Raw genomic sequence first — 24393 nt, forward strand, 5'->3', positions numbered from 1 at the left:
CTTAGCCGTTGGTGCGCACGACGTTGCCGTCGCGGCACATCAGGCACGCGGCGACGATGTCGTCTTCAAGGTTGAGGTGGAACTTGCCTTCGCCGTCGATAACCAGCTTGAGGAAGTCCAGCAGGTTGCGTGCATACAGCGCCGACGCATCGGCCGGCACCAGGGCCGCCAGATTGCTGTGGCCGACGATGGTCACGCCATGTTCCACCACCACTTGCTCGGCGACGGTCAGCGGGCAGTTACCGCCTTGCGCAGCGGCGAGGTCGATGATCACCGAGCCGGGCTTCATTTCCGCGACAGTGGCGGCATGCAGCAGGGTCGGTGCCTTGCGGCCCGGAATCAGCGCGGTGGTGATGACGATGTCAGCCAGCTTGGCCTTCTCGTGCACCGCCTTGGCCTGACGCTCCATCCACGAAGCCGGCATCGGCCGCGCGTAGCCGCCAACGCCCTGGGCGCATTCGCGCTCTTCATCGGTCTCGAACGGCACATCGACGAACTTGGCGCCGAGCGATTCGATCTGCTCTTTAACCGCCGGACGCACGTCCGAAGCTTCGATCACCGCACCCAGGCGCTTGGCCGTGGCGATGGCCTGCAAGCCCGCCACACCCGCACCGAGAATCAGAATGCGCGCGGCCTTAACGGTACCGGCAGCGGTCATCAGCATCGGCATAAAGCGCGGATAGTGGTGCGCCGCCAGCAGCACGGCTTTGTAGCCGGCGATGTTGGCTTGCGACGAGAGCACGTCCAGGCTCTGCGCGCGGGAGGTACGCGGTGCGGCCTCCAGGGCGAAGGCCGTCACGCCGCGGGCATTGATGCGCGCGATGGTCTCGTTGCTGAACGGGTTGAGCATGCCAACCAGCACAGCGCCAGTTTGCATGTGGGCCAGTTCAGCCTCCGTTGGCGCAACCACTTTCAGCACCAGATCGGCACCGAAGGCCGCGGTATCGTTACCGATAGCCGCGCCAACCGCTTCATAGGCACTGTCCGGAATGCTCGCGCTAACGCCAGCACCGCTCTGTACAGTCACCTGATGGCCTTGGCCGATCAGCTTCTTGATGGTTTCGGGAGTTGCGGCAACGCGCGTCTCACCAGCATGGGTTTCGAGAGGAACACCGATGTGCACTTCAATTCTCCTGCGTGATCTTTTTGGTGAACCGGCGCACTGCGGGTGGCACGCGGGCATTGGGGAGGATCAGCACAATCCCGCTGCAAAGTGGCGGGGCCCGCATTCTGCCGGCGAACGCCAGTCCCTTCAAGAAGTTATGGAGTAAGAAATTTGCATTACTACAAGTTATAGGTCTATGACTACTTTTCATACCTGGCGCAGGCCGCGTCGTTTCTGGCCTAAGCCTGTAATGGCGGTGCTTTCAGAGAAAAAAGCCATCCGTTTGATAGATGACAGCTGATTGAATCCTCTGATACGTGAAAGGTAGCGAACAGCGTGTAAAAAATACCCTACACGACAGCAACGACGGGCCTTAGCGGCTTTTGTCGCACGCATTTTATGTAGTCTGTTAACTCGCGCACTACCTGCTCGCTATACCGGCGCGAGGGCCCGGCGCAGCTGTTTTTGCGCCGATCGATCGGTGATTTGCTAAGCAAAAGATCAAGCGGACGGTTACCTAATCGCCTTGAACGACGCGCACCACGACGGCTTAGCGCTTACGCATGTCGGTAGCGCGCCGCCTCACTGACCAACCAATCACGGAACGCCGAGAGAGCTGCCGACTCAACCTTACGTTCCGGCACGATCAGGTAGTACGCGCGGTCGTTGTCCGATAGCGGTGTGTCGAAGGCGATCACCAGGCGCCCCTCATCCAGCTCACGGCGGATCAGAAAGGGCGGGATCAAGGCGATGCCCATCTCATGCATCGCCGCCTGAGCCAGCATCGAGAACAGCTCGTAACGCGGCCCCGTCATATCCCGCGCCGTGTTGACCCCCTGAGCACTGAACCACTGCCGCCAGGCGTAGGGCCGGGTGGTCTGCTGCAGCAGCGGTAACGTGGCAATCTGCTCGACACTGAACTGCGCCTGTTCACCGAGCAGCGCCGGGCTGCAGACCGGCATCGGGTTCTCCGCCATAAGCAGATGGGCCTGGGTACCCGACCACTCGCCGTCGCCGAAATACACTGCCGCATCAAACTCGGTATCGGCAAACAGAAACGGTCGCGTACGGTTGGTCAAGTTGACGGTGATTTCCGGATGCAGGCGCTGAAAGTCCTTGAGGCGTGGCAGCAACCACTGCGTACCGAAGGTCGGCACCACTGCCAACTCGATGCTCATGGCCCCTTGCTGGCCCATCACCGCCAGGGTGTCGCGTTCCACCGCATCGAGCTGCCCGGCAACGCGACGCGCATAGGATTGCCCGGCCTCCGTAAGCACCACGCCCCGCCGCGAACGGCGAAACAGCTCGATATTAAGGAAGGCCTCCAGCCCGGCGATCTGCCGGCACACCGCGCCCTGGGTCAAGCTCAGCTCTTCAGCCGCCTTGGTGAAGCTCTGATGCCGGGCGGCGGACTCGAAAGCAATCAAAGCGGCAGTGCTGGGGATCTTTCGGCGCATCTGTGCGTCACTCTCACTTAAACAGGTCAAATACCAGCACTAACACTATCCCGAAGTGAGCAAACCGCACAACAGCGTGCGCAATACTCGTTTGCCTGCTGGTTATAAGCCGCCTAGGATCAATCACACTGACCCGCGGGCGCAGCACAACTGCACAGACGCCTGCCCTATTACTGTCTGAACTCGAGGTTTTCGCGATGGCCAAGGCAAGCTTCAACTGGATCGACCCGCTGCTGCTGGATCAACAGCTCACCGAAGAAGAGCGCATGGTGCGCGACAGCGCCCAGCAGTTTGCCGCCGACAAGCTCAAGCCACGGGTGATCGAAGCCTTCCGCCACGAGCAGACTGACCCGAAAATTTTCCGCGAAATGGGCGACACCGGCCTGCTCGGCGCGACCATCCCCGAAGCCTACGGCGGCAGCGGCCTGAACTATGTGTGTTACGGCCTGATTGCCCGCGAAGTCGAGCGTGTCGACTCCGGCTATCGCTCGATGATGAGCGTGCAATCCTCCCTGGTGATGGTGCCAATCAATGAATTTGGCAATGAAGCCACCAAGCAGAAGTACCTGCCCAAGCTGGCCACCGGCGAGTACATCGGCTGCTTCGGCCTGACCGAACCCGATCACGGCTCCGACCCAGGCAGCATGATCACCCGTGCCAAGAAGGTCGACGGCGGCTATCGCCTGACCGGGGCCAAAATGTGGATCACCAACAGCCCAATCGCCGATGTATTCGTGGTCTGGGCCAAGGACGATGCCGGCGAAATCCGTGGTTTCGTTCTGGAAAAAGGCTGGCAGGGCCTGAGCACCCCAGCGATTCACGGCAAGGTCGGCCTGCGCGCCTCGATCACCGGTGAAATCGTTATGGATAACGTGTTCTGCCCGGAAGAGAACGCCTTCCCCGACGTGCGCGGCCTGAAAGGCCCGTTCACCTGCCTCAACTCCGCCCGCTATGGCATCAGCTGGGGCGCACTGGGTGCCGCCGAAGACTGCTGGCACACCGCGCGCCAGTACACCCTTGACCGCAAGCAGTTCGGTCGCCCGCTGGCGCAAACGCAGCTGATCCAGAAGAAGCTGGCCGACATGCAGACTGAAATCACCCTGGCTCTGCAAGGCTGCCTGCGCCTCGGCCGGATGAAAGACGAAGGCACGGCGGCGGTGGAAATCACCTCGATCATGAAGCGCAACAGCTGCGGCAAGTCCCTGGACATCGCCCGTATGGCCCGCGACATGCTCGGCGGCAACGGCATCAGCGACGAATTCGGCGTGGCCCGCCACTTGGTCAACCTGGAAGTGGTGAACACCTATGAAGGCACTCACGACGTCCACGCGCTGATCCTCGGCCGCGCGCAGACCGGCCTGCAAGCGTTCTTCTGATCAGCGACGCAACAGCAACAACGGACGAGTGGCCAAACTATTCGTCCGTTGTCGTATCGGCCCCTGAGCTGCCCAGACCATCTGCATGCAGACTCCGCGTGAGAGAACCTGAAAATGCCAGGCACACTCGCTTGCACAGTGGGTAGGGTGGCAAATCCAGCACCCTGCCATATCTTCCCGAGCGCCGATGGGGCGTTCTTTCTCGCGGTCAGCAATAACCAGCAATTTGCCGAACTGAGCGCGTTGGCGGGCCAGCAGCAGTGGAAAAATGACCCGCGCTTCGCCAGCCAGCACGCTCGTTATCAGCACAAGGCCGAATTGACTGCCCTGCTGCGCCGCCACACGGTAGAGCATCGCACCGCAGAATGGGTCGCCGCTCTGCGTTGGGCCGGTGTGCCCTGTGTTGCACTCGTCCCCCGTGAGGCCGACGGCTGAGAGAAAAACCGGGCAGCAATTGAATACCCCCTAGAGCAGCATTGACGCTGCGACTAGATTTCGAGGTTTACCGTCCATGCACCCTGAGCTTTCCACCGCGGCCGAGGCCATGAACTGGCTGCAGGCTAACGATATACGTCGGGTTGAGCTGGTCTTCGCCGACCTGACCAGCGTGGCTCGCGGCAAGATCATGAGCACCGCCAGCTTTATCGAGACGCAGGGGGCGAAAATGCCCTCGCTGTTCCTCGGTCTGACCGTCACTGGCAGCGAGCCACCGCAAGTGTTCAAGCGGATCTTCCCGCCGACCTTCCCCGATATGGCCATGCGTCCTGACTGGCGCACCCTGGTACGCGACCCTCTGGCTGGCGTACCGACGGCCACGCTGATCTGCGATATTGAAGCGAGCTTCACCGCCGCCGATGGTCACTGCCAGTACGAGGTCGCCGAACTGTCACCTCGGCAGATCCTCAAGCGCACCCTGTCTCGCCTGCAGGCCGCTGGTTACACCGCCAAGGTGGCACCGGAGCTGGAATTCTTCCTAGTACACCCGCAGCGTGCCGCCGATGGTGGCCTGCAAGTGGCCCACGGCATGTCGGCCCAGGTGCCGCATATCGAAAGCTCGCATGACCTGGCCTCGGCGGAAACCGCTAGCACCTTCGCGCCGTTCTTCGATGAGCTGTGGGCGGCCTGCGAAGCGCAAGGCATCCCGATTACCGGCTACGGCCATGAGTCGGCGCTGGGGCAATACGAGGTCAATTTCGCCCCCGGTGAGCCGCTGGCCCAGGCCGACGCCGTGTTCCGTTTCAAACGTCTGAGCCGTGAAATTGCCCGTCGTCATGGCTGTCTGGCGACCTTTATGGCCAAACCCTATTTGAGCGAACCGGGTAACGGCTTGCACTGGCATATCAGCCTGGCCGACGCACAAGGCAACAACCCCTTTACCGCTGCCGACAGCTCGCCGCACCCGCGCCTGCAACACTTTATCGGCGGCTGGCAGGCCTCGGCCCGGGCCTCGATGGCGATTCTTGCGCCCTATGCCCACTCCTATGTCCGCCTGCAGCGCCCGGATGCCTCGCCGGCCAGCATCGAGTGGGGCTATGACAACCGCACGGCGGCATTTCGGGTACCGCACTCCGACCCGGCCAACCGCCGGGTCGAACACCGCCTGCCGGGTGGCGATGCCAACCCTTACCTGTGCTTGGCGCTGATGCTCAGCGCGGGCCTGAGCGGGATGCAGCAACAGATCGAACCCGGCCCGGAAGTCAGCGACCGTCCGGCGGTGTCTGAACGCGGCGCGTTGCCGGCGGACCTGAGCGAGGCGCTGGTGGACTTGCAGGCATGCCCGATCCTCGGCGAGGCGTTCGGGGCACCGTTTATCGAGCTGTACAGCATGATCAAACAACATGAATTGAGCGAACAGGCCGCCGACGCGGACTTCGCCATCAAGCATTTGCTAGCCAGAAGCTAATTTGCTGGCGACCCGATCGGTCGCCGCCCTGCCACGACTTTGGAGGCGCTATGAGCACTACCCAGAACAACCCGCAAACCCAGAAATGGCAAGCCATGAGTCGCGACCATCACCTGGCACCATTCAGCGACTATCAACAGCTGAGCGACAGCGGCCCGCGGATAATCGTCAAGGGTGATGGCGTGTACGTGTGGGACAGCGAAGGCAACAAGATTCTTGATGGCATGGCCGGCCTCTGGTGCGCCGCCATTGGCTATGGCCGCGATGAACTGGCTGACGCCGCCAGCAAGCAAATGAAAGAGCTGCCGTTCTACAACACCTTCTTTATGACCGCCCACCCGCCGGTGCTAGAACTGGCCAAGGTGATCGCCGAGATCGCGCCGAAGGGGCTGAACCATGTGTTCTTCACCGGCTCTGGCTCGGAAGGCAACGACACCATGCTGCGCCTGGTGCGCCACTACTGGACGCTCAAGGGCCAACCGCAGAAGCAGGTGATCATCGGCCGTCACAACGGCTACCACGGCTCCACTGTGGCCGGTGCCGCGCTGGGTGGCATGGCTGGCATGCACGCCCAGGGCGGCGTGGTTCCAGACATCGTGCATATTGCCCAGCCATACTGGTTCGCTGAAGGTGGCGACATGAGCCCTGCAGCATTCGGCATCTGGGCGGCCGAGCAGCTGGAAGCGAAGATTCTTGAAGTCGGCGTGGACAAGGTAGCGGCCTTTATCGCCGAGCCGATCCAGGGCGCGGGCGGCGTGATCGTGCCGCCGGAAACCTACTGGCCGAAGGTCCGCGAAATTCTCGACAAATACGACATCCTGTTTGTCGCCGACGAAGTGATCTGCGGCTTCGGCCGCACCGGTGAATGGTTCGGCAGCGACTACTATGGCAACAGCCCTGACCTGATGACCATCGCCAAGGGCCTGACCTCCGGTTATATCCCCATGGGCGGCTTGATCGTCGGCGACAAGGTGTTCGATGTGATCAAGACTGGTGGCGATTTCAACCACGGCTTCACCTACTCCGGTCACCCGGTGGCGGCTGCCGTTGCCCTGGAAAACATCCGCATCCTGCGCGACGAGAAGATCCTCGAAACCGTGCGCGAAGAAACCGCGCCCTACTTGCAACAGCGTCTGCGCGAGCTGCTGGATCATCCGCTGGTCGGTGAGGTGCGTGGTGTTGGCATGCTCGGAGCCATCGAGCTGGTCAAAGACAAGACCAGCCGCAGCCGTTATGAAGATAAGGGCGCCGGCATGATCTGCCGCGGCCACTGCTTCAACAATGGGCTGATCATGCGCGCCGTCGGCGACACCATGATCATCGCGCCGCCGCTGGTGATCAGCAAAAGCGAGATCGACGAACTGGTGAGCAAGGCACGTCTATGCCTGGATCTGACCCTAGAGGATCTGCAGGGCTAAGCGCCTGCTGACGGTTACTCCAGCCGCCATCACCCTAGAAGTCAGAGACATTGGCCTCTAGGGTGACCGGCTCTTGCCTGAACAGGCTTCAGAATGGCGCTCACAGCGTGGCAACCCGCCACGCTGTGAGGCTAGGCTGGCTAGTCGAGCACGTTGCTCTTTCCCACATCACCACTCAGGAGCCTCGATGACACCGCGCATCTGCATCCTCGAAACCGACCAAATTCGTCCCGAGTTAGTCGAGCAGTACCACGGCTATGGCCGCATGTTTAAGCAGCTGTTTGCGCAGCAGCCGGTGAACGCCGAGTTCGAGGTATTCAATGTGCTCCAGGGCGAGTACCCGGATGACGGTCAGCGCTACGACGCCTACCTGATCACCGGCAGCAAGTACGACTCCTTTGGCACCGAGCCCTGGATCCAAACCCTGCGTGACTACGTACTGGCGCGTTACGCCGCTGGCGACAAGTTGCTGGGCATCTGTTTCGGCCACCAGCTGCTGGCCTTGTTACTGGGTGGTAAGACTGAGCGCGCGAGCCAGGGCTGGGGCGTCGGTGTACAGCACTATGCGGTGATCGCGCAGGAGCCTTGGATGCAGCCACGCAGCGAGCAGCTGTCGATGCTGATCATCCATCAGGACCAGGTCACCCAAGCACCGCCCAATGCCACCATCCTGGCCAGTAACGCGTTCTGCCCAATCGCCGCCTACCGCATTGGCGACCAGGTGCTGTGCTGGCAGGGGCACCCGGAACTGGTGGCGGACTACTCACGGGCGATCCTCGAGATCCGCCGCGAGCACTGGGGCGAACAGGTATACCGGCAAGCCCTCGACAGCCTGGAGCAGGCGCATCAGGGCGCAATCGTCGCCGAGTGGATGCTGCGCTTCGTGACACAGGGGCAAACACCCGCAGCCTAGGCGCGCCAACAGGCATAACGCAAAAGCCCGCTTCGGCGGGCTTTTGCGTTTATCTCCAGCACTCATCGGCCTGCCGCGCGGGTCAGTGGCTGACCGGCGCGGCGGGTGACTTGCGCTCAGCTATGCAGCCATTGGTGGGTGTCGTCGAGGGCATAAGCGAAGCGCTCAAGCAGCAGGTCGATCTCCGACTCGCGGCTGATCAGCGGCGGGCAGAAGGCCAGCGCGTCGCCCATGGCACGGGTGATCATGCCATGCTCCTGCGCACGTCCCGCAAGGTAGCGGCCGAGCGTGCCAGGCTTGCCATGGGGCAGCTTGGTCTGTCGGTTGCCCACCAGTTCCACGGCGGCAATCAGCCCGCAGCCGCGCACCTCACCGACCAGCGGGTGATCGGCGAACTCGCGCAGCCCGCTCTGCAAGCGCTCACCCATGGCCGCCGCGTGCTGTACCAACTGCTCTTCCTCGATAATCTTGAGGTTTTCCAGGGCTACGGCGCTGGCGACAGGATGGGCGCTGCCGGTAAAGCCGTGACCCAGGGTGCCCAGGCTGTTGCTCTGCTCGGCGATGCCCTGGTACAGCGCATCGTTGATCAGCACAGCAGCAATCGGCTGGTAAGACGAAGACAGCTGCTTGGACAGCACCATCACGTCCGGCTGAATGCCGAAAGTCTGGCTGCCAAACATCTGCCCGGTGCGGCCGAAACCACAGATCACCTCGTCGGCGATCACCAGGATGTCGTAGCGCCGACACACCGCCTGAATCTTTTGCCAGTATGTGCGCGGCGGCACGATCACCCCACCAGCCCCCATAAGTGGCTCACCGATAAAGGCCGCGATGGTCTCGGCACCTTCGCTAAGGATGCGCTGTTCCAGTTCCGCGGCCAGGCGATCAGCGAACTGTTCCTCGCACTCCCCAGGCAGGGCATAGCGATAGTGATGCGGACAGCCAACGTGGAGAAAACCGGGCAGCGGCACGTCGAAGCCACGCTGGTTGGCTGGCAGGCCAGTCAGGCTGGCACTGGCCACCGTGATGCCGTGGTAGCCATTCAGGCGGCTGATGAACTTCTTCTTCAGTGGCTTGCCACGGGCATTGTTGTAGTACCAGACCAGCTTGACCACGGTGTCGTTGGCTTCCGAGCCGGAGTTGGTAAAGAACACCTTGCTCATCGGCACGGGTGCCATGTCGATCAGCTTCTCGGCCAACTCGATACTCGGCCGATGCGCCTTGTGGCCGAACACATGGTAGAAGGGCAAGGTGCGCAATTGCTGTTCGGCAGCGGCGATCAGACGCTGGTTGCTAAAGCCCAGCGCGGCGCTCCATAGACCGGACATGGCCTCCAGGTACTGTTTGCCCTGGTCATCGTAGACATAAACGCCCTCACCTCGCTCGATCACGAGCGGGCCGACCTGCTCATGCAGACGGGCGTTGGTGTAGGGGTGCAGATGATACTGGCGGTCTTTATCGGCCAGCGTGCGGGTACGGCTCATGATCACCTCAAGCAGCGTCTGCGTGGACGACTTTGACGGTACTGCAGAGCAGGCCCTGCAATTGCTTGCTGACCTGCTCGACGATATGCGCCCCAATGGGCAGCGCCGAGGTAGCGGCCGGTGATGGTGCATTGCACACATGCAGGCTGCGGCGGCTGTGGCGGAACAGGAAATCGTCGATCAGTCGGCCATCGTCCGACACGGCCTGGGCGCGCACGCCGGCCGGGTAGGGCTTGAGGTCCTCGAGCCGGATACTCGGGCAGTACTTGCGCACCTGTTGCAGATAGCCGCGCTTGAACAGCGAGTTCTTCATTTCGCCCAGGCCAGGGCGCAGGTTGGCCTTGAGCACCTTGAGGATGCCGGGGTTGGTCAGCATCGCCCAACTGTCGGCCAGGGAGATATCGCGCTTGCGGTAACCTTCGCGCTTGAGTGCCAACACGGCATTGGGGCCGACGGTGACGCTGCCGTCTATCATCCGCGTCAGGTGCACACCGAGGAACGGCATGCTCGGATCGGGGATGGGGTAGATCAGGTGGTTGACGATCTGGTTGTGCTCGGCCGGCAGCTGGAAGTATTCACCGCGGAACGGGCAGATGCTGAAGCCCGGATCTATGCCGAGCATACGCACCACGCGGTCGGCATGCAGACCGGCGCAGGTGACCAGGAAACGGCAGGCAAAATCGCCTTCACTGCTCTGCACGCGAATCTCCTCCGCGCTCTCGTGCAGGCCGCTGACGCCAGCACCGTAACGGATTTCGCCGCCGGCCTTGACGAATTCACGAGCCATCGCCGCAGTGACTTCGGCGTAATTGACGATACCGCTAGAGGGTACAAAGATACCGCCACGCCCCTGGATGTTCGGCTCGCGTTCGCGCAACTGCTCGGCATTCAGCCATTCACGCTCAATGCCGTTAGCCGCAGTGCGCTCCCAGAGTGCCTGCATGCGCTGCATTTCCAGCTCATTGGTCGCCACCAGCAACTTGCCGGGCACCTGATAAGCGATGCCGTGCTGTGCGCAGAATTCCTTAGTCGCCACATTGCCGGCCAGGCAGAATTTGGCCTTGAGGCTGCCCGGGGTGTAGTACACACCGGCGTGGATCACCCCGCTGTTATGGCCGGTCTGATGGCGTGCCGGCGCGGATTCTTTTTCCAGCAGCAGCATGCGGCTGGCGGGGTAGCTGCGCAGCAGCTGCATGGCAGTGGACATGCCAAGAATGCCGCCACCGAGAATGATGAAGTCGTACACCGGATCACCTATGGTTAAGGGTTGGAAATGTTTGTCGCACGGAGCAGGAAGGGAGCGACGCAACCATCGCGACTAACACCACGCCTGCACGGCCTACTTGCAAACGATTACTGGCGTGGCTCGCGCAACACCTTGGCATGGGTAAAGTAGCCACGCTGGCGCATCAGCTCACGCCGCAGGCCCGGATGGGCAGTGAAGCGGTCGCGGCCATGCAGCCAGAAGTGGTTGTTGATCAGCAGGAAGCTGCCCACCGGTACCGGGATCGACAACTTGTTCTGGCTGTTTTCCAGCGACTGGCTGAGGTCGGTCAACCAGTTGCCCTCCTCGAAGTTCTTCGGCTGCACGAACTGGTCGATGTAGCTGATGATCGGCCGCCCTTCGGCGTCGTTGTCAAACACCGGATGGAATACATCTTTGTCTACCCGCTTGCTCGGCGGCGCAGTCCAGCGCAGTTCTCGGCGGGCCAACGGATGGTGATTGAAGGTGGCTAAGTCTTCCCAGTCATCCAGGTGCAGCAGCAGCGAGTTGCCGCCGTCCATGTTCTGCTCGTCGAGCTTCATCATCAGCACGTAATCGGTGTCCTGCTCGACGAAGGTGCCATCGGTGTGCAGTTCCAGCACCCGGTGCGGTTGGCGCAGGTAGCTATCGGAGGCATCGACGTTCTGCACCACGAAGCGGGCATAGTATTGGCCACTCATCGCGTCGAAATTTGAGCGCCCGAACAGGTGGGCCACAGCGGTGGCCAGCTTGACCATGTCATCAGCCTGGGTGAGCTGGTCGAGGCCTTCAGCGCTGACCAGCAAACCACCACTGGCGCGGTCCATCAGGGTGTTGATCAACAGCGGCTGCAGGCTGCCCGCGCACAGCTCATCGAGAATTTTGGCCAGGCGAAAGCGCAGGAACGACTTGTATTCCAGCGCCTGGATCGGCCATTCAGCGACGGCCGCAAGGAAAGCCTGCACGGTTGCCTGGCTGAACTCCAGCTGCAGCAGGCGCGGTGATTGCGCACTGGGCTGCAAGGTGAAACCGCAGATTTTCTGCGGAGCAGGAACAGCCAGACTCTTCAGGGCAACGACGGTACTCATGGCAATACTCCGGGACGGGAAAAAGAGTGAGCGAGGTGATGCGACGGTTTATGTCGACGTAATTTCAAAATATCTACATTTTTACAATGTGTCAAAAATAAACCACGCTTTATGCAAACTGCTCTGCGCGCAAATCCACCCCGCCGATTCGGTATGATGGGCACAAACCCGTGCAAGGATGGTGTGATGCAAACTCCCGGCTCCCGAGAGAATCTGGCGATCCGCGCTTACCAACTGCTTAAACGCGACATCATTCGCGGCGTCTTCGCACCCAGCGAAAAACTGCTGATGAGCACACTGAAGACGCGCTATGACCTGGGGGTCGGCCCCTTGCGCGAAGCTCTGTCGCAACTGGTGGCGGAGCGCCTGGTGGTGGCGATCAGTCAGCGTGGCTTTCGCGTGGCACCGATGTCACTGGCCGAACTGGCGGATATCTACGATGCCCGCGCGCACCTGGAGGCCTTGATTCTCGGCCTGGCGATTGCCCGGGGCGACGATGCCTGGGAGGCGCAGATCCTCGCTCACGCCCACAGCTTGGCCAAGGTGGTGGCAATCAAGGATACCGATGAGATGCTCAGCCTCTGGGACGCCCGTCATCAGGCCTTTCACAGTGCACTTGCCGCCGGCTGTGGCTCGCCGCATCTGCTGCAGGTACGTAGGGCTCTATTCGATCAAGCCGAGCGCTACCGCCACCTGTGGTTGCAACAAACGGTGTTTTCCGCCGCAGCGCTGCAGGCCAAACGCGAGGAGCACACGGCACTGGTTGAGGCGACGCTGCAGCGCGATAGCGAACGCGCCTGCGCGATGATCCGCGAACATCTGCTGGGGCCGGTCAACATCATCAGTGAGCTGCTAAAGACCTAACAGGCAGCTGCCTAATAGGCGTATTGCGCACAATTGAACGACTCAGAGCATGCGTTTCTGCAGTTCTGCTTATTACGGAGTGATGATTTCGCACAGCTGCGTGCCAAATCCTCGTTTGCCCTAGCGCCTGCGTCGCCCTAGGCTCAATGCTCGCGTGTACCCGCACGCACCGGGCAACGCAGCGAGCCTGCAAGCCTGGCCGTCCTTGGAGCAGATGACATGTCCGGCGCCCTATCGCATATCCGTGTTCTCGACTTGTCCCGCGTTCTTGCCGGGCCCTGGGCCGGGCAGATTTTCGGTGACCTGGGCGCCGAGGTGATCAAGGTCGAGCGCCCCGGCAGCGGCGATGACACCCGCCACTGGGGCCCGCCCTATGTGAAAGATGCCGAGGGCAATGATTCCCGCGAGGCGGCGTATTTCCAGAGCGCCAACCGCAACAAGCAATCGGTCACCCTGGATTTCACCCAGCCCGAAGGCCAACGCCTGGTGCGCGAGCTGGTGCAGAACTGCGACGTGCTGCTGGAGAACTTCAAGGTCGGCGGCCTGGCAGCCTATGGCCTCGACTACGCCTCCCTCAAGGCGCTTAACCCGCGGCTAATCTACTGCTCCATCACTGGTTTCGGGCAAAACGGCCCCTACGCCAAGCGGGCAGGTTATGACTTTATGATCCAGGGGCTCGGCGGGCTGATGAGCCTGACCGGTAAGCCCGACGGCGAGGAGGGTGCCGGCCCCATGAAGGTCGGCGTCGCCCTCACCGATATTCTTACCGGCCTGTATGCCACGGTCGGCGTGCTGGCTGCGCTGAATCAACGTGATCAGTCGGGGCTCGGCCAACATGTCGATGTGGCCCTGCTCGATGTGCAGGTGGCCTGCCTGGCCAACCAGGCGATGAATTATCTCAACACCGGGATCGCGCCTAAACGCTTGGGCAATGCCCATCCGAATATCGTGCCCTATCAGGACTTCCCCTCGGCCGACGGCGATTTCATCATCGCCGTGGGCAACGACGGGCAATTCCGCAAACTTTGCGAGGTTGTCGGCCTTCCGGCTTTGGCCAACGACTCGCGTTTTTCTTCCAACAAGGCGCGTGTCACTCATCGCGCCGAGCTGATCCCCCTGCTGCGCCAAGCCACGGTGTTCAAAACCACCGCCGAATGGGTGGCACTGCTGGAAGCCGCCGGCGTGCCCTGCGGGCCGATCAACGACCTGGCTCAGGTGTTCGCCGACCCCCAGGTACAGGCGCGTGGCCTGCGCATTGATCTACCCAACAGCTTGGGCAGCACCACACCGCAAGTGGCCAGCCCGCTGCGCCTGTCCGCCACCCCAGTGGAATACCGCAACGCGCCACCGCTGCTCGGTGAACACACCGAGCAGGTACTCAGCCGCCAGCTTGGCCTGAACGCCGAACAGATCAACGCCCTGCGTGCAGCCGGAGTGCTCTGAGCCCAGCGCAACCCCGGCCGACAAGCATTTGCCGGCGATCACGCCGCCACGCAGCAAGGCTCCTTGTGTTTGCGCATCTGCTGCTGCGCCGCCAGGCGCAGCACATAACCCAGTTTGAGCAGGGCCGGGCCGATAATGGTCAGGCTATGCGCCGCCACCTGGCTGCCGATGCTCAATTGCGCAGTCAGGCCATAAGCGCCGAGCAACCCGCACAGCAGCAACAGCAAGCCGACCCAGAGCAGTTGTGTCGCCAGTTGCAACGCCCGCTGCGGACACGCGAAATACCCCAGCATATTGACCTCCCGGGCATTACGCCCTTGCTTAACTGTCCAGCGCGCTGGCCGGGCCAAAGAACTCGTAATGACTCTGAGCAGCCGGTACGCCGAGGCTGTGCAAATGCCGTTTGACCTGCGCCATAAACGACTTGGGGCCGAGGAAGTACGCATCCAGGTCGCGCTCCTGCGGCAACCACTCGCTCAACTGCTCTTGGCTGAGGAAGCCTTCGGCATCGCCCGCATCACCGTCGCGAGGCTCGCTGTAGCACACGTATTGCCGCACCTGCGGGCGCTCACTGCGCTGCGCCTCAACCCAGTCGCGAAACGCATGTACGCCGGCATGGCGCGCACAGTGGATAAAGTGAATGTCGCGGCCACTGTCACGCGCGGCTTCGAGCATGCTCAACGCCGGAGTAATGCCCACGCCCGCACTGATCAACACCAACGGCTTGGTTGACTGACGCAGGACGAAGTCACCGGCCGGGGCGAATAACTCCAGGCTGTCGCCGACTTGTAGCTGGTCATGCAGGTAGTTAGAGACCTTGCCGCCGACCTCACGCTTAACGCTGATGCGGTATTCGCGGCCATTGCTCAGGGCCGACAGCGAGTAGTTGCGGCGTTGCTCTTCACCATCCAACAGCAAACGCAGGCCGATGTACTGCCCGGGCTGGAAGTCCGCCACCGCGCCACCGTCAGCCGGAGCCAGATACAACGAGACGATCTCTTCGCTCTCCACCACCTTGCGGCTCAGGCGAAATTCACGCGCCCCACGCCAGCCACCTTCGGCACTGGCATTGGCGGCGTAGGCAATCTCTTCGGCGCCAATCAAGATGTCGGCGAGCTGGCCATAGGCAACGCCCCAGGCTTCGATCACCGCATCGGTGGCGATCTCGGCACCCAGCACTTCACGAATCGCCCGCAGCAGGCAGCTGCCGACAATCGGGTAATGCTCGGGCAGGATCTGCAACGACACATGCTTGTTAACGATCTGCCCCACTAGAGGGCCCAGCGCTTCCAGCTTGTCGATGTGACGGGCATACATCAGCACCGCGTTGGCCAGGGCACGCTGCTGACCGCCGCTGGCCTGGTGCGCCTGGTTAAACAGGACACGCACCTCGGGGTATTCGCCGAGCATCAGCTCATAGAAGTGCCGAGTCAGGGCTTCGCCGCCGCTTTCTAGCAACGGCACAGTGGCTTTGATCAGCGCGGTTTGGGCGGGGGTCAACATAGAGGTTTCCTCATCAGGGCGACACGCTGCACTTGCGCAGCGGTTCTGTTCATATCACCCTGACTATTACAGGAAACGTGCCAGTTATTTTTAACTTAATAATCAAAGACTTATATATTATCGTGTCTTTTAGACAGCTAATTATTTGAGTCTTAATGACATAAACAGTGTCCTTATGACAGCAAACCCGCTCGTTACTGCATTGATTCCCCTGGTCGCCGACCTATCTCGCGAACTGCCAGAAGCCGAACGCTATCGCCGTCTGCTGCAAGCGCTCAGGCAATTGCTGCCGTGCGATGCGGTGGCTTTGCTCAAACTCGACGGCGACACGCTTATCCCCTTAGCGGTCGAAGGCTTGAGCACCGACACCCTCGGCCGACGCTTTAAGCTCGACGAGCACCCGCGCCTACAAGCGTTACTGGCGCAACGCGGGCCCACCCGTTTTGCCACCGACTGCGACATGCCTGACCCCTATGACGGTCTGGTTGACGGCCATCGTGGTCACCTGCCGGTACATGACTGCTTGGGTTGCCCGCTGTACGTGCAGGATCAACCCTGGGGGCTGCTGACCCTCGACTCGCTCGACCCCTCCAGCTTCGGCAAAGTCGACCTGGACAACCTGCAGGCCTTCGCCAGCCTGGCCGCCGCCACGGTAATGGCCAATGAACGGATCAACACCCTGCTGCAACGCGTCGAAGATCAGCACCAACTGGCCGAAGCTTACAAGCAGGCCGCCGTACAGCATCGACCCCGCGAATTGATCGGCCAGAGCGCTGTACACAAACAACTGCAGCAAGAAATTGCCCTGGTCGGCAACAGCGAGCTGAACGTGCTGATCAGTGGTGAAACTGGGGTTGGCAAAGAGCTGGTTGCCGAAGCCCTGCATGCCGCCTCGTTGCGTGCCAGCCGGCCGCTGATCAGCCTCAACTGTGCGGCGCTGCCGGATAACCTGGTAGAGAGTGAACTGTTCGGCCATGTGCGCGGCGCGTTTACCGGCGCGCACAACGAACGCCGCGGCAAATTCGAACTGGCCGATGGCGGCAGCCTGTTCCTCGATGAAATAGGTGAGTTGCCGCTGGCGGCGCAGGCCAAACTGCTGCGCGTGTTGCAGAGCGGCCAATTGCAGCGCGTCGGCGCCGACATGGAACAGCATGTGGATGTGCGCGTGTTGGCCGCGAGTAATCGTGATCTGGCCGAGGAAGTACGCGCCGGACGCTTTCGCGCCGATCTCTACCACCGCCTCAGCGTTTACCCGCTAAAAGTCCCGGCGCTGCGCGAGCGTGGCCGCGACGTGCTGCTACTGGCTGGCTACTTTCTTGAGGAAAATCGCGCGCGTTTGGGGCTGCGCAACCTGCGCCTGACCCAGGCGGCGCAAACCAGCCTGCTGGCCTACAACTGGCCGGGCAATGTGCGCGAGCTGGAACACCTGATCGGCCGCGCCGCGCTCAAGGCATTGGCCAGCTGCAGCGAACGCCCACGCATTCTCAGTATCGACAGCCCGCACCTCGACCTGCCGCAGGGGTACAGCAGCCAAGCAGAGGCGCCAGTCGAAAACGCGCCACCCACCCAAAACATGCCGCTGCGTGAAGCTATCGATAGCTTTCAGAAACAGCTGATTAACCAAACGCTGCACCGCCATCAACATAAATGGGCAGCCGCTGCGCGCGAGCTGGGCATCGACCGCGCCAACCTGATCCGCTTGGCCAAGCGCCTGGGTCTGCCGTAAGCCAGGCCGACGACGCCTTGCCGTATTCAGCGGTGACTGCCAGGCGCCAAGTCCAGGCTCTATACGCGAGGTCGCAGCACACTGGATGTACTGCAAGCAGACGTGGCGCCTGTACCATGTTGGCCCATGGAACCGTAATGCTGGAGATGAAGCCCCTTGCCTGACATCCACCCGCCCTTTCTTGACGAAATTGACCGCCAATTGATCGCGGCTCTGCAGATCAACGCCCGTGAAAGCGTGGCCATGCTCGCCCGGCAGATGGGCATTGCCCGCACCACCGTGACCTCCCGGCTGTCGCGGCTGGAAAAGGCCAACGTCATTACCGGTTACGGCGTGCGGCTGGGTCAACGAGTTGTGGATGGCGGGCTGCAGGCGTATGTCGGGATCAAGGTGCAACCGCGCTCCGGCAAAGAGGTACTGCGTCGCCTCGGCGCCATGGCCCAGGTTCAACAACTGTGCGCGGTCAGTGGCGAGTTTGATTACGTCGCGTGGCTGCGCACCGACTCACCGGAGCAACTGGATCAGCTGCTCGATCAGATCGGCAGCGTAGATGGCGTGGAGAAGACCACCACGTCCATCATCCTCAGCAGCAAGATTGATCGCGGGCAGCCGGTTTAAGTGTTAAACGGCAACCTCGGCGCTTAAGCAGGCCTGAGGATCACAAGCCGGACAATTTGTAATATTTACTCGTCATAGTGATCAATAAGCTTTCACTACGACGACACTTTGCGTCTTATTAACGTGTTCCACGCGCTCTAAAATGGCTTCATCCGCTCCTATACTCAGCTGCGTATGACGCATCGAGTCGCCCTCAAGGTCAGCCATGAACACGAAAAATCGCCATCCCGCAGACGGTAAGAAACCAGTCACGATTTTCGGCCCGGACTTTCCGTTCGCCTTTGACTACTGGATCGAACACCCGGCAGGTCTGGGCAGCATTCCTGCGCACAACCATGGCGCCGAAGTGGCGATTATTGGCGCGGGCATCGCCGGCCTGGTGGCCGCCTACGAGCTGATGAAAATGGGCCTCAAGCCCGTCGTCTACGAGGCCTCGAAAATGGGCGGGCGCCTGCGCTCGCAGGCATTCAACGGCGCCGAAGGCATCATCGCCGAACTGGGCGGCATGCGCTTCCCGGTATCGTCCACCGCGTTCTATCACTACGTCGACAAACTCGGCCTGGAAACCAAACCCTTCCCCAACCCGCTGACGCCTGCATCAGGCAGCACCGTCATCGACCTTGAAGGCAAAACCCACTACGCCGAAAAGCTCGCGGATCTCCCTGCGCTGTTCCAAGAAGTGGCTGACGCCTGGGCCGATGCTTTGGAAGCCGGCGCGCAGTTCGCCGATATCCAGCAGGCGATTCGCGAGCGTGACGTGCCACGCCTCAAAGAGCTGTGGAACACCTTGGTGCCGCTGTGGGACGACCGCACCTTCTACGATTTCGTCGCCACCTCGAAAGCTTTCGCCAAGCTCTCGTTCCATCACCGCGAAGTATTCGGCCAGGTCGGCTTCGGCACCGGCGGCTGGGACTCGGACTTCCCCAACTCGATGCTGGAAATCTTCCGCGTAGTGATGACCAACTGCGATGACCACCAGCACCTGGTCGTCGGTGGCGTCGAGCAGGTGCCGCTGGGCATCTGGCGGCATGTGCCCGAGCGCTGCGTGCACTGGCCAGAGGGCACCAGCCTCAGCAGCCTGCACCACGGCGCGCCGCGTGCCGGCGTGAAGAAAATTGCCCATGCGGCTGACGGCCGTTTCGCCGTCACCGACAACTGGGGCGATACCCGCGAATACGCTGCCGTCCTGACCACCTGCCAGAGCTGGCTGCTGACCACCCAGATCGAATGCGACGAAACCCTGTTCTCGCAGAAAATGTGGATGGCTCTGGATCGCACCCGCTACATGCAATCATCGAAAACCTTCGTGATGGTCGACCGGCCATTCTGGAAGGACAAGGACCCGCAAACCGGCCGCGACCTGATGAGCATGACCCTCACCGATCGCCTGACTCGTGGCACCTACCTGTTCGACAACGGCGACGACAAACCCGGGGTGATTTGCCTGTCGTATTCGTGGATGAGTGACGCGCTGAAAATGCTCCCGCACCCCGTGGAAAAGCGGGTGAAACTGGCACTGGATGCGTTGAAAAAAATCTACCCAAAGGTCGACATTGCCGCACGAATCATTGGCGACCCGATCACCGTTTCATGGGAAGCCGACCCGCACTTCCTCGGTGCGTTCAAAGGCGCATTGCCCGGCCATTACCGTTACAACCAGCGTATGTACGCACACTTTATGCAGGACGATATGCCCGCCGAGCAACGCGGCATCTTTATCGCCGGTGACGATGTGTCATGGACGCCAGCCTGGGTCGAAGGCGCGGTACAGACCTCGCTCAACGCAGTGTGGGGCATCATGAAACACTTCGGCGGTGCCACTCACGTCGAAAACCCGGGGCCCGGCGATGTATTCAACGAAATCGGCCCGATTGCCCTGCCCGAGTAAAAGGAACAGCCATGCGCGTAGCCCTTTACCAATGCCCGCCGCAGCCTCTGGATGTCGCCGGCAATCTGCAGCGCTTGCAGCAATTCGCGCGGCAAGCCAAAGGCGCGGACCTGCTGGTGCTGCCGGAAATGTTCCTGACGGGCTACAACATCGGCAGTGATGCCGTCAGCCGACTGGCTGAAGCGTGCGACGGTGAGTCAGCCCAGCAGATCGCCGACATCGCCAAAACGGTGGGGCTCGCCATTGTGTATGGCTACCCCGAGCGCGCCGACGACGGCCAGATCTACAACGCGGTGCAATTGATCGACGCCCATGGCCAGCGCCTGGGCAACTACCGCAAGACGCACCTGTTCGGCGAACTGGACCACTCGATGTTCAGTGCCGGGAACAATGACTGCCCGTTGATCGAATTCCATGGCTGGAAGCTCGGCTTGCTCATCTGTTACGACCTAGAGTTCCCGGAGAACGCCCGACGTCTGGCCCTGGCCGGCGCCGAGATGATCCTGGTGCCAACCGCGAACATGACTCCCTATGACTTTATCGCCGACGTCACCGTGCGTGCCCGCGCGTTCGAAAACCAGTGTTACGTGGCCTACGCCAACTACTGCGCCAGCGAGGGCGACATCCATTACTGCGGCCAAAGCAGCATTGCAGCGCCGGACGGCAGCCGCCTCGCCCAGGCCGGGCTCGATGAGACACTGATTGTCGGCGAGTTGGATCGTCAGCTGATGAACGACTCCAGAGCAGCCAACCGCTACTTCCTAGATCGCCGCCCCGAGCTAAACAATCCCTGAACCAGAACGTCCACCGGCGCTCGGAAGCTGAGGGCGTTGGCCACGCTGCTGTGGATAGGTTCCGAGTGCCTATTTGTATAAGGACAAAATGAATACTGATGGGCATAGCACAAACAAAAAGGGCCTAGGTTTTCACCTAAGCCCTTGATTTGTATGGCGCACCAGGCGGGATTCGAACCCACGACCACTGCCTTCGGAGGGCAGTACTCTATCCAGCTGAGCTACTGGTGCAGCGCGGCGCAATCATACGCATCTCGCTGGCGGGCGTCCATGCCGCTCCATTGTTCGTGATTCTGCACGCAGACCGCCGCCTCGCTGTTGAGCTGCCATAAACAGCAAATACCTGCATGTATCGTTAATTTTTTCGAACAGGCTATTGCCCTTTACCCCTCGCGACCCTAGGATTCGTTTGAGATTTCAAACGCTCTAGCTGAAACCATGTGCAGTACGCTTTTTTACCGCACATCAGCAATATGAGCCCAATGATAAAGCCTTACTGCGCTGCAGTGCGGCCCATTCGATGACACGTACCGATGCCAGGGTGTCGGATTTGAGGAGACTGCCATGCAATTGAAAGACACCCAGCTGTTCCGTCAGCAGGCGTATATCGACGGTACTTGGCTGGACGCCGACAGCGGCCAGACCATCAAGGTCAATAACCCAGCCACCGGCGAGATAATTGGCAGCGTGCCGAAGATGGGCACCGCCGAAACCCGTCGCGCCATCGAAGCCGCCGACCGTGCGTTGCCGGCCTGGCGTGCACTGACCGCCAAAGACCGTGCGAACAAACTGCGCCGCTGGTTTGAACTGATGATCGAAAACCAGGACGACCTCGGTCGTCTGATGACCCTGGAGCAAGGTAAGCCACTGGCCGAAGCCAAGGGTGAGATTGTCTACGCAGCGTCCTTCCTCGAGTGGTTCGCCGAAGAAGCCAAGCGCGTCTACGGCGACGTGATTCCTGGCCATCAGCCGGACAAACGCCTGATCGTGATCAAGCAGCCAATCGGCGTGACCGCGGCGATCACGCCGTGGAATTTCCCGGCGGCGATGATTACCCGTAAAGCCGGCCCAGCACTGGCTGCCGGTTGCACCATGGTGCTCAAGCCGGCGTCGCAAACCCCCTATTCTGCCTTAGCACTGGCCGAACTGGCCGAACGTGCCGGCATCCCGAAAGGCGTGTTCAGCGTGGTCACCGGCAGCGCCGGCGAAGTCGGCAGCGAACTGACCAGCAACCCGATCGTGCGTAAGTTGAGCTTCACCGGCTCCACCGAAATCGGTCGCCAGCTGATGGCCGAATGCGCCAAGGACATCAAGAAGGTCTCCCTGGAACTGGGCGGCAACGCGCCGTTCATCGTGTTCGACGACGCCGATCTGGATAAGGCGGTAGAAGGCGCGATCATTTCCAAGTACCGCAACAACGGCCAGACCTGCGTCTGCGCCAACCGTCTGTACATTCAGGACGGCGTGTATGACGCCTTCGCCGAAAAGCTGGCCGCCGCCGTAACCAAGCTGCAAATCGGTAATGGCCTGGAAGACGGCACCACCACCGGGCCACTGATCGACGACAAGGCCGTAGCCAAGGTGCAGGAACACATTGCCGACGCATTGAGCAAAGGCGCACGCCTGCTCGCCGGTGGCAAGCCACACGCCCTGGGCGGCAGCTTCTTCGAGCCGACCATTCTGGTCGACGTGCCGAATAACGCGGCCGTCGCCAAGGAAGAAACCTTCGGCCCGCTAGCGCCGCTGTTCCGCTTTAAGGACGAGGCCGACGTGATCGCCATGGCCAACGACACCGAGTTCGGCCTGGCCTCATACTTCTATGCCCGCGACCTCGGTCGTGTGTTCCGTGTAGCGGAAGCGCTGGAGTACGGCATGGTGGGCGTTAACACCGGTTTGATATCCAATGAAGTCGCGCCGTTCGGCGGCGTGAAAGCCTCCGGCCTGGGCCGCGAAGGCTCGAAGTACGGCATTGAGGACTATCTGGAAATTAAGTACCTCTGCCTGGGCATCTAGGTAGTCGCTACTGCGCTTCGGTGATGCTGCGTTGGCAGGGCCGGGGGAAATGCTCATTGGCAACAGCCACTCCGCATTTTCCCAGCCCCGCCGCCTTGCCTGACCTGCGCTCGCTACGCTCCGTTAGAGTGCTGTATCCAGTAAGACAAAAGAATTTTCCCTGTGGCCGGGAGGGCTGTAGCAGTCGATCATCGAATGCTGCTTTGGCGCTAACCCAGCTATTTCATCCTTGAACTACACCGACCGATGAGCGGTGAATGAGGACTGTATGAGCAAGACCAACGAATCTTTGATGCAACGCCGCACCGCTGCCGTTCCACGCGGCGTGGGCCAGATCCACCCGATCTTCGCTGAGCGCGCGGAAAACGCCACTGTATGGGACGTCGAAGGCCGTGAGTTTATCGACTTCGCCGGTGGTATCGCCGTACTCAACACCGGCCACCTGCACCCGAAGGTGGTAGCCGCCGTACAGGAGCAGCTGACCAAGCTGTCGCACACTTGCTTCCAGGTGCTGGCTTACGAACCTTATGTCGAGCTGTGTGAAGAAATCGCCAAGCGCGTACCCGGTGATTTCGCCAAGAAAACCCTGCTGGTGACCTCCGGTTCAGAAGCCGTGGAAAACGCCGTGAAGATTGCCCGCGCCGCCACTGGCCGCGCCGGCGTGATCGCCTTCACCGGTGCCTACCACGGCCGCACCATGATGACCCTGAGCCTGACCGGTAAAGTCGCGCCGTATGCTGCCGGCATGGGCCTGATGCCAGCTGGCGTGTACCGCGCCCAGTCGCCGTGCGAACTGCACGGGGTGAGCGAAGACGAGTCCATCGCCAGCATCGAACGCATCTTCAAGAACGATGCGCAGCCGCAAGATATCGCGGCAATCATCATCGAGCCGGTGCAGGGCGAGGGCGGCTTCTACACCAACTCCCCAGCATTTATGCAGCGCCTGCGCGCCCTGTGCGATGAGCACGGCATTCTGTTGATCGCTGACGAAGTGCAGACTGGCGCGGGTCGTACCGGCACCTTCTTTGCCACCGAGCAACTGGGCGTGATTCCGGACCTGACTACCTTCGCCAAGTCGGTAGGCGGTGGCTTCCCGATCTCTGGCGTATGCGGCAAAGCCGAGATCATGGATGTGATCGCACCTGGCGGCCTCGGCGGCACCTATGCGGGCAGCCCGATTGCCTGCGCAGCGGCCTTGGCCGTGTTGCAGGTCTTCGACGAAGAAAACCTGCTGCAGCGCTCGCAAGCGCTGGGTGAGAAAGTCAAAACTGGTCTGCGTGCGATCCAAGCCAAGCACAAGGTGATTGGCGACGTCCGTGGCCTGGGCTCGATGATTGCCATTGAACTGTTCGAAGCTGACGAGAAGCGCACCCCGGCAGCAGCCCTGGTCGGCAAAATCGTTGTCCGTGCACGCGAAAAGGGCCTGATCCTGCTGTCGTGCGGCACCCACTACAACGTTATTCGCTTCCTGATGCCTGTGACCATTCCCGACGCACAACTGGAGAAGGGCCTGGCGATTCTCGCCGAGTGCTTCGACGAGCTGGCATAAACGTAAAG

General features: G+C 61.2%; 20 protein-coding genes and 1 tRNA gene. 13 read left to right on the forward strand and 8 right to left on the reverse strand.

Annotated features, from left to right (window positions below; all coding sequences use genetic code 11):
• Window position 1: 1 nt before the first annotated feature.
• Both Q0V31_RS05575 and Q0V31_RS05580 read right to left on the reverse strand, forming a co-directional pair.
• Window positions 2-1123, reverse strand: a complete 1122-nt coding sequence (locus Q0V31_RS05575; RefSeq protein ID WP_298185403.1) for a Re/Si-specific NAD(P)(+) transhydrogenase subunit alpha — start codon at window positions 1121-1123, stop codon at window positions 2-4.
• 539 nt (window positions 1124-1662) lie between these two features.
• On the reverse strand, window positions 1663-2562 hold the full coding sequence (locus tag Q0V31_RS05580; protein ID WP_298185406.1) for a LysR family transcriptional regulator: 900 nt from the start codon (window positions 2560-2562) through the stop codon (window positions 1663-1665).
• Between the two features lie 197 nt (window positions 2563-2759).
• Here Q0V31_RS05580 and Q0V31_RS05585 point away from each other — a divergent pair, with 197 nt between their 5' ends.
• From Q0V31_RS05585 to Q0V31_RS05605, 5 genes are all read left to right on the forward strand, one after another.
• Window positions 2760-3938 carry an acyl-CoA dehydrogenase gene (locus Q0V31_RS05585; RefSeq protein ID WP_298185408.1) on the forward strand — a complete coding sequence of 393 codons (1179 nt, stop codon included), beginning with the start codon at window positions 2760-2762 and terminating at the stop codon, window positions 3936-3938.
• Between the two features lie 147 nt (window positions 3939-4085).
• Window positions 4086-4373: a CoA transferase gene (locus Q0V31_RS05590; RefSeq protein ID WP_298185410.1), complete on the forward strand. Its 288-nt coding sequence runs from the start codon at window positions 4086-4088 to the stop codon at window positions 4371-4373.
• Between the two features lie 76 nt (window positions 4374-4449).
• Complete coding sequence (locus Q0V31_RS05595) at window positions 4450-5841, forward strand: glutamine synthetase family protein (RefSeq protein ID WP_298185413.1); 1392 nt, start codon at window positions 4450-4452, stop codon at window positions 5839-5841.
• Between the two features lie 50 nt (window positions 5842-5891).
• Window positions 5892-7259, forward strand: a complete 1368-nt coding sequence (locus Q0V31_RS05600; RefSeq protein WP_298185415.1) for an aspartate aminotransferase family protein — start codon at window positions 5892-5894, stop codon at window positions 7257-7259.
• A 187-nt stretch (window positions 7260-7446) separates the two neighbouring features.
• A complete protein-coding gene (locus tag Q0V31_RS05605; protein WP_298185418.1) occupies window positions 7447-8172 on the forward strand; it encodes an amidotransferase in 726 nt (241 codons plus the stop codon).
• A 116-nt stretch (window positions 8173-8288) separates the two neighbouring features.
• Here Q0V31_RS05605 and Q0V31_RS05610 read toward each other — a convergent pair whose 3' ends face one another.
• The 3 genes from Q0V31_RS05610 to glaH all read right to left on the reverse strand — a co-directional run bounded on the left by Q0V31_RS05610 (window position 8289) and on the right by glaH (window position 11987).
• Entirely contained in the window at window positions 8289-9656 is a 1368-nt protein-coding gene (locus Q0V31_RS05610) for an aspartate aminotransferase family protein (protein ID WP_298185421.1), read from the reverse strand.
• 7 nt (window positions 9657-9663) lie between these two features.
• Window positions 9664-10902, reverse strand: a complete 1239-nt coding sequence (lhgO, locus tag Q0V31_RS05615) for an L-2-hydroxyglutarate oxidase (protein WP_298185424.1) — start codon at window positions 10900-10902, stop codon at window positions 9664-9666.
• A gap of 107 nt (window positions 10903-11009) precedes the next feature.
• Window positions 11010-11987 (reverse strand): glutarate dioxygenase GlaH, encoded by a 978-nt coding sequence (gene glaH, locus Q0V31_RS05620; RefSeq protein ID WP_298185427.1) that lies wholly within the window; start codon window positions 11985-11987, stop codon window positions 11010-11012.
• 186 nt (window positions 11988-12173) lie between these two features.
• Between glaH and csiR the strand changes: the two genes are divergently transcribed.
• Together csiR and Q0V31_RS05630 are read left to right on the forward strand one after the other, a co-directional pair.
• The gene (csiR, locus tag Q0V31_RS05625; RefSeq protein ID WP_298185430.1) at window positions 12174-12851 is read left to right on the forward strand and encodes a DNA-binding transcriptional regulator CsiR; all 678 of its coding nucleotides are present in this window, start codon (window positions 12174-12176) and stop codon (window positions 12849-12851) included.
• A 219-nt stretch (window positions 12852-13070) separates the two neighbouring features.
• Window positions 13071-14294: a CaiB/BaiF CoA-transferase family protein gene (locus Q0V31_RS05630; protein WP_298185433.1), complete on the forward strand. Its 1224-nt coding sequence runs from the start codon at window positions 13071-13073 to the stop codon at window positions 14292-14294.
• 38 nt (window positions 14295-14332) lie between these two features.
• On the opposite strand, the gene Q0V31_RS05635 is transcribed toward Q0V31_RS05630, so the two are convergent.
• Window positions 14333-14587 (reverse strand): transmembrane sensor/regulator PpyR, encoded by a 255-nt coding sequence (locus Q0V31_RS05635; protein ID WP_298185435.1) that lies wholly within the window; start codon window positions 14585-14587, stop codon window positions 14333-14335.
• Between the two features lie 28 nt (window positions 14588-14615).
• The gene (hmpA, locus tag Q0V31_RS05640; RefSeq protein ID WP_298185437.1) at window positions 14616-15797 is read right to left on the reverse strand and encodes an NO-inducible flavohemoprotein; all 1182 of its coding nucleotides are present in this window, start codon (window positions 15795-15797) and stop codon (window positions 14616-14618) included.
• A gap of 175 nt (window positions 15798-15972) precedes the next feature.
• Between hmpA and norR the strand changes: the two genes are divergently transcribed.
• From norR to Q0V31_RS05660, 4 genes are all read left to right on the forward strand, one after another.
• The gene (gene norR / locus Q0V31_RS05645) at window positions 15973-17523 is read left to right on the forward strand and encodes a nitric oxide reductase transcriptional regulator NorR (RefSeq protein WP_298185441.1); all 1551 of its coding nucleotides are present in this window, start codon (window positions 15973-15975) and stop codon (window positions 17521-17523) included.
• Window positions 17524-17679: 156 nt separating this feature from the next.
• Complete coding sequence (locus Q0V31_RS05650; protein WP_298185444.1) at window positions 17680-18141, forward strand: Lrp/AsnC family transcriptional regulator; 462 nt, start codon at window positions 17680-17682, stop codon at window positions 18139-18141.
• Window positions 18142-18346: 205 nt separating this feature from the next.
• Window positions 18347-20029: an NAD(P)/FAD-dependent oxidoreductase gene (locus Q0V31_RS05655; protein ID WP_298185447.1), complete on the forward strand. Its 1683-nt coding sequence runs from the start codon at window positions 18347-18349 to the stop codon at window positions 20027-20029.
• Between the two features lie 11 nt (window positions 20030-20040).
• On the forward strand, window positions 20041-20823 hold the full coding sequence (locus Q0V31_RS05660) for a carbon-nitrogen hydrolase family protein (RefSeq protein ID WP_298185449.1): 783 nt from the start codon (window positions 20041-20043) through the stop codon (window positions 20821-20823).
• Between the two features lie 154 nt (window positions 20824-20977).
• On the opposite strand, the gene Q0V31_RS05665 is transcribed toward Q0V31_RS05660, so the two are convergent.
• A tRNA-Arg gene (locus Q0V31_RS05665) sits at window positions 20978-21054 on the reverse strand.
• Window positions 21055-21387: 333 nt separating this feature from the next.
• Between Q0V31_RS05665 and gabD the strand changes: the two genes are divergently transcribed.
• Together gabD and gabT are read left to right on the forward strand one after the other, a co-directional pair.
• Window positions 21388-22836 carry an NADP-dependent succinate-semialdehyde dehydrogenase gene (gabD, locus tag Q0V31_RS05670; RefSeq protein ID WP_298185452.1) on the forward strand — a complete coding sequence of 483 codons (1449 nt, stop codon included), beginning with the start codon at window positions 21388-21390 and terminating at the stop codon, window positions 22834-22836.
• A gap of 268 nt (window positions 22837-23104) precedes the next feature.
• A complete protein-coding gene (gene gabT / locus Q0V31_RS05675; protein WP_298185454.1) occupies window positions 23105-24385 on the forward strand; it encodes a 4-aminobutyrate--2-oxoglutarate transaminase in 1281 nt (426 codons plus the stop codon).
• Window positions 24386-24393: the final 8 nt, after the last annotated feature.

The organism is uncultured Pseudomonas sp. (genome assembly GCF_943846705.1).
Classification (GTDB): domain Bacteria; phylum Pseudomonadota; class Gammaproteobacteria; order Pseudomonadales; family Pseudomonadaceae; genus Aquipseudomonas.

What these genes read in the sequence shown, in the direction of transcription:
- Q0V31_RS05580 (WP_298185406.1), bottom strand. Translation starts at nt 2,562, where the DNA reads ATGCGCCGAAAGATCCCCAGCACTGCCGCTTTGATTGCTTTCGAGTCC.
- Q0V31_RS05585 (WP_298185408.1), top strand. Translation starts at nt 2,760, where the DNA reads ATGGCCAAGGCAAGCTTCAACTGGATCGACCCGCTGCTGCTGGATCAA.
- Q0V31_RS05595 (WP_298185413.1), top strand. Translation starts at nt 4,450, where the DNA reads ATGCACCCTGAGCTTTCCACCGCGGCCGAGGCCATGAACTGGCTGCAG.
- Q0V31_RS05600 (WP_298185415.1), top strand. Translation starts at nt 5,892, where the DNA reads ATGAGCACTACCCAGAACAACCCGCAAACCCAGAAATGGCAAGCCATG.
- Q0V31_RS05605 (WP_298185418.1), top strand. Translation starts at nt 7,447, where the DNA reads ATGACACCGCGCATCTGCATCCTCGAAACCGACCAAATTCGTCCCGAG.
- Q0V31_RS05610 (WP_298185421.1), bottom strand. Translation starts at nt 9,656, where the DNA reads ATGAGCCGTACCCGCACGCTGGCCGATAAAGACCGCCAGTATCATCTG.
- glaH (WP_298185427.1), bottom strand. Translation starts at nt 11,987, where the DNA reads ATGAGTACCGTCGTTGCCCTGAAGAGTCTGGCTGTTCCTGCTCCGCAG.
- csiR (WP_298185430.1), top strand. Translation starts at nt 12,174, where the DNA reads ATGCAAACTCCCGGCTCCCGAGAGAATCTGGCGATCCGCGCTTACCAA.
- Q0V31_RS05630 (WP_298185433.1), top strand. Translation starts at nt 13,071, where the DNA reads ATGTCCGGCGCCCTATCGCATATCCGTGTTCTCGACTTGTCCCGCGTT.
- Q0V31_RS05635 (WP_298185435.1), bottom strand. Translation starts at nt 14,587, where the DNA reads ATGCTGGGGTATTTCGCGTGTCCGCAGCGGGCGTTGCAACTGGCGACA.
- hmpA (WP_298185437.1), bottom strand. Translation starts at nt 15,797, where the DNA reads ATGTTGACCCCCGCCCAAACCGCGCTGATCAAAGCCACTGTGCCGTTG.
- norR (WP_298185441.1), top strand. Translation starts at nt 15,973, where the DNA reads ATGACAGCAAACCCGCTCGTTACTGCATTGATTCCCCTGGTCGCCGAC.
- Q0V31_RS05655 (WP_298185447.1), top strand. Translation starts at nt 18,347, where the DNA reads ATGAACACGAAAAATCGCCATCCCGCAGACGGTAAGAAACCAGTCACG.
- Q0V31_RS05660 (WP_298185449.1), top strand. Translation starts at nt 20,041, where the DNA reads ATGCGCGTAGCCCTTTACCAATGCCCGCCGCAGCCTCTGGATGTCGCC.
- gabD (WP_298185452.1), top strand. Translation starts at nt 21,388, where the DNA reads ATGCAATTGAAAGACACCCAGCTGTTCCGTCAGCAGGCGTATATCGAC.
- gabT (WP_298185454.1), top strand. Translation starts at nt 23,105, where the DNA reads ATGAGCAAGACCAACGAATCTTTGATGCAACGCCGCACCGCTGCCGTT.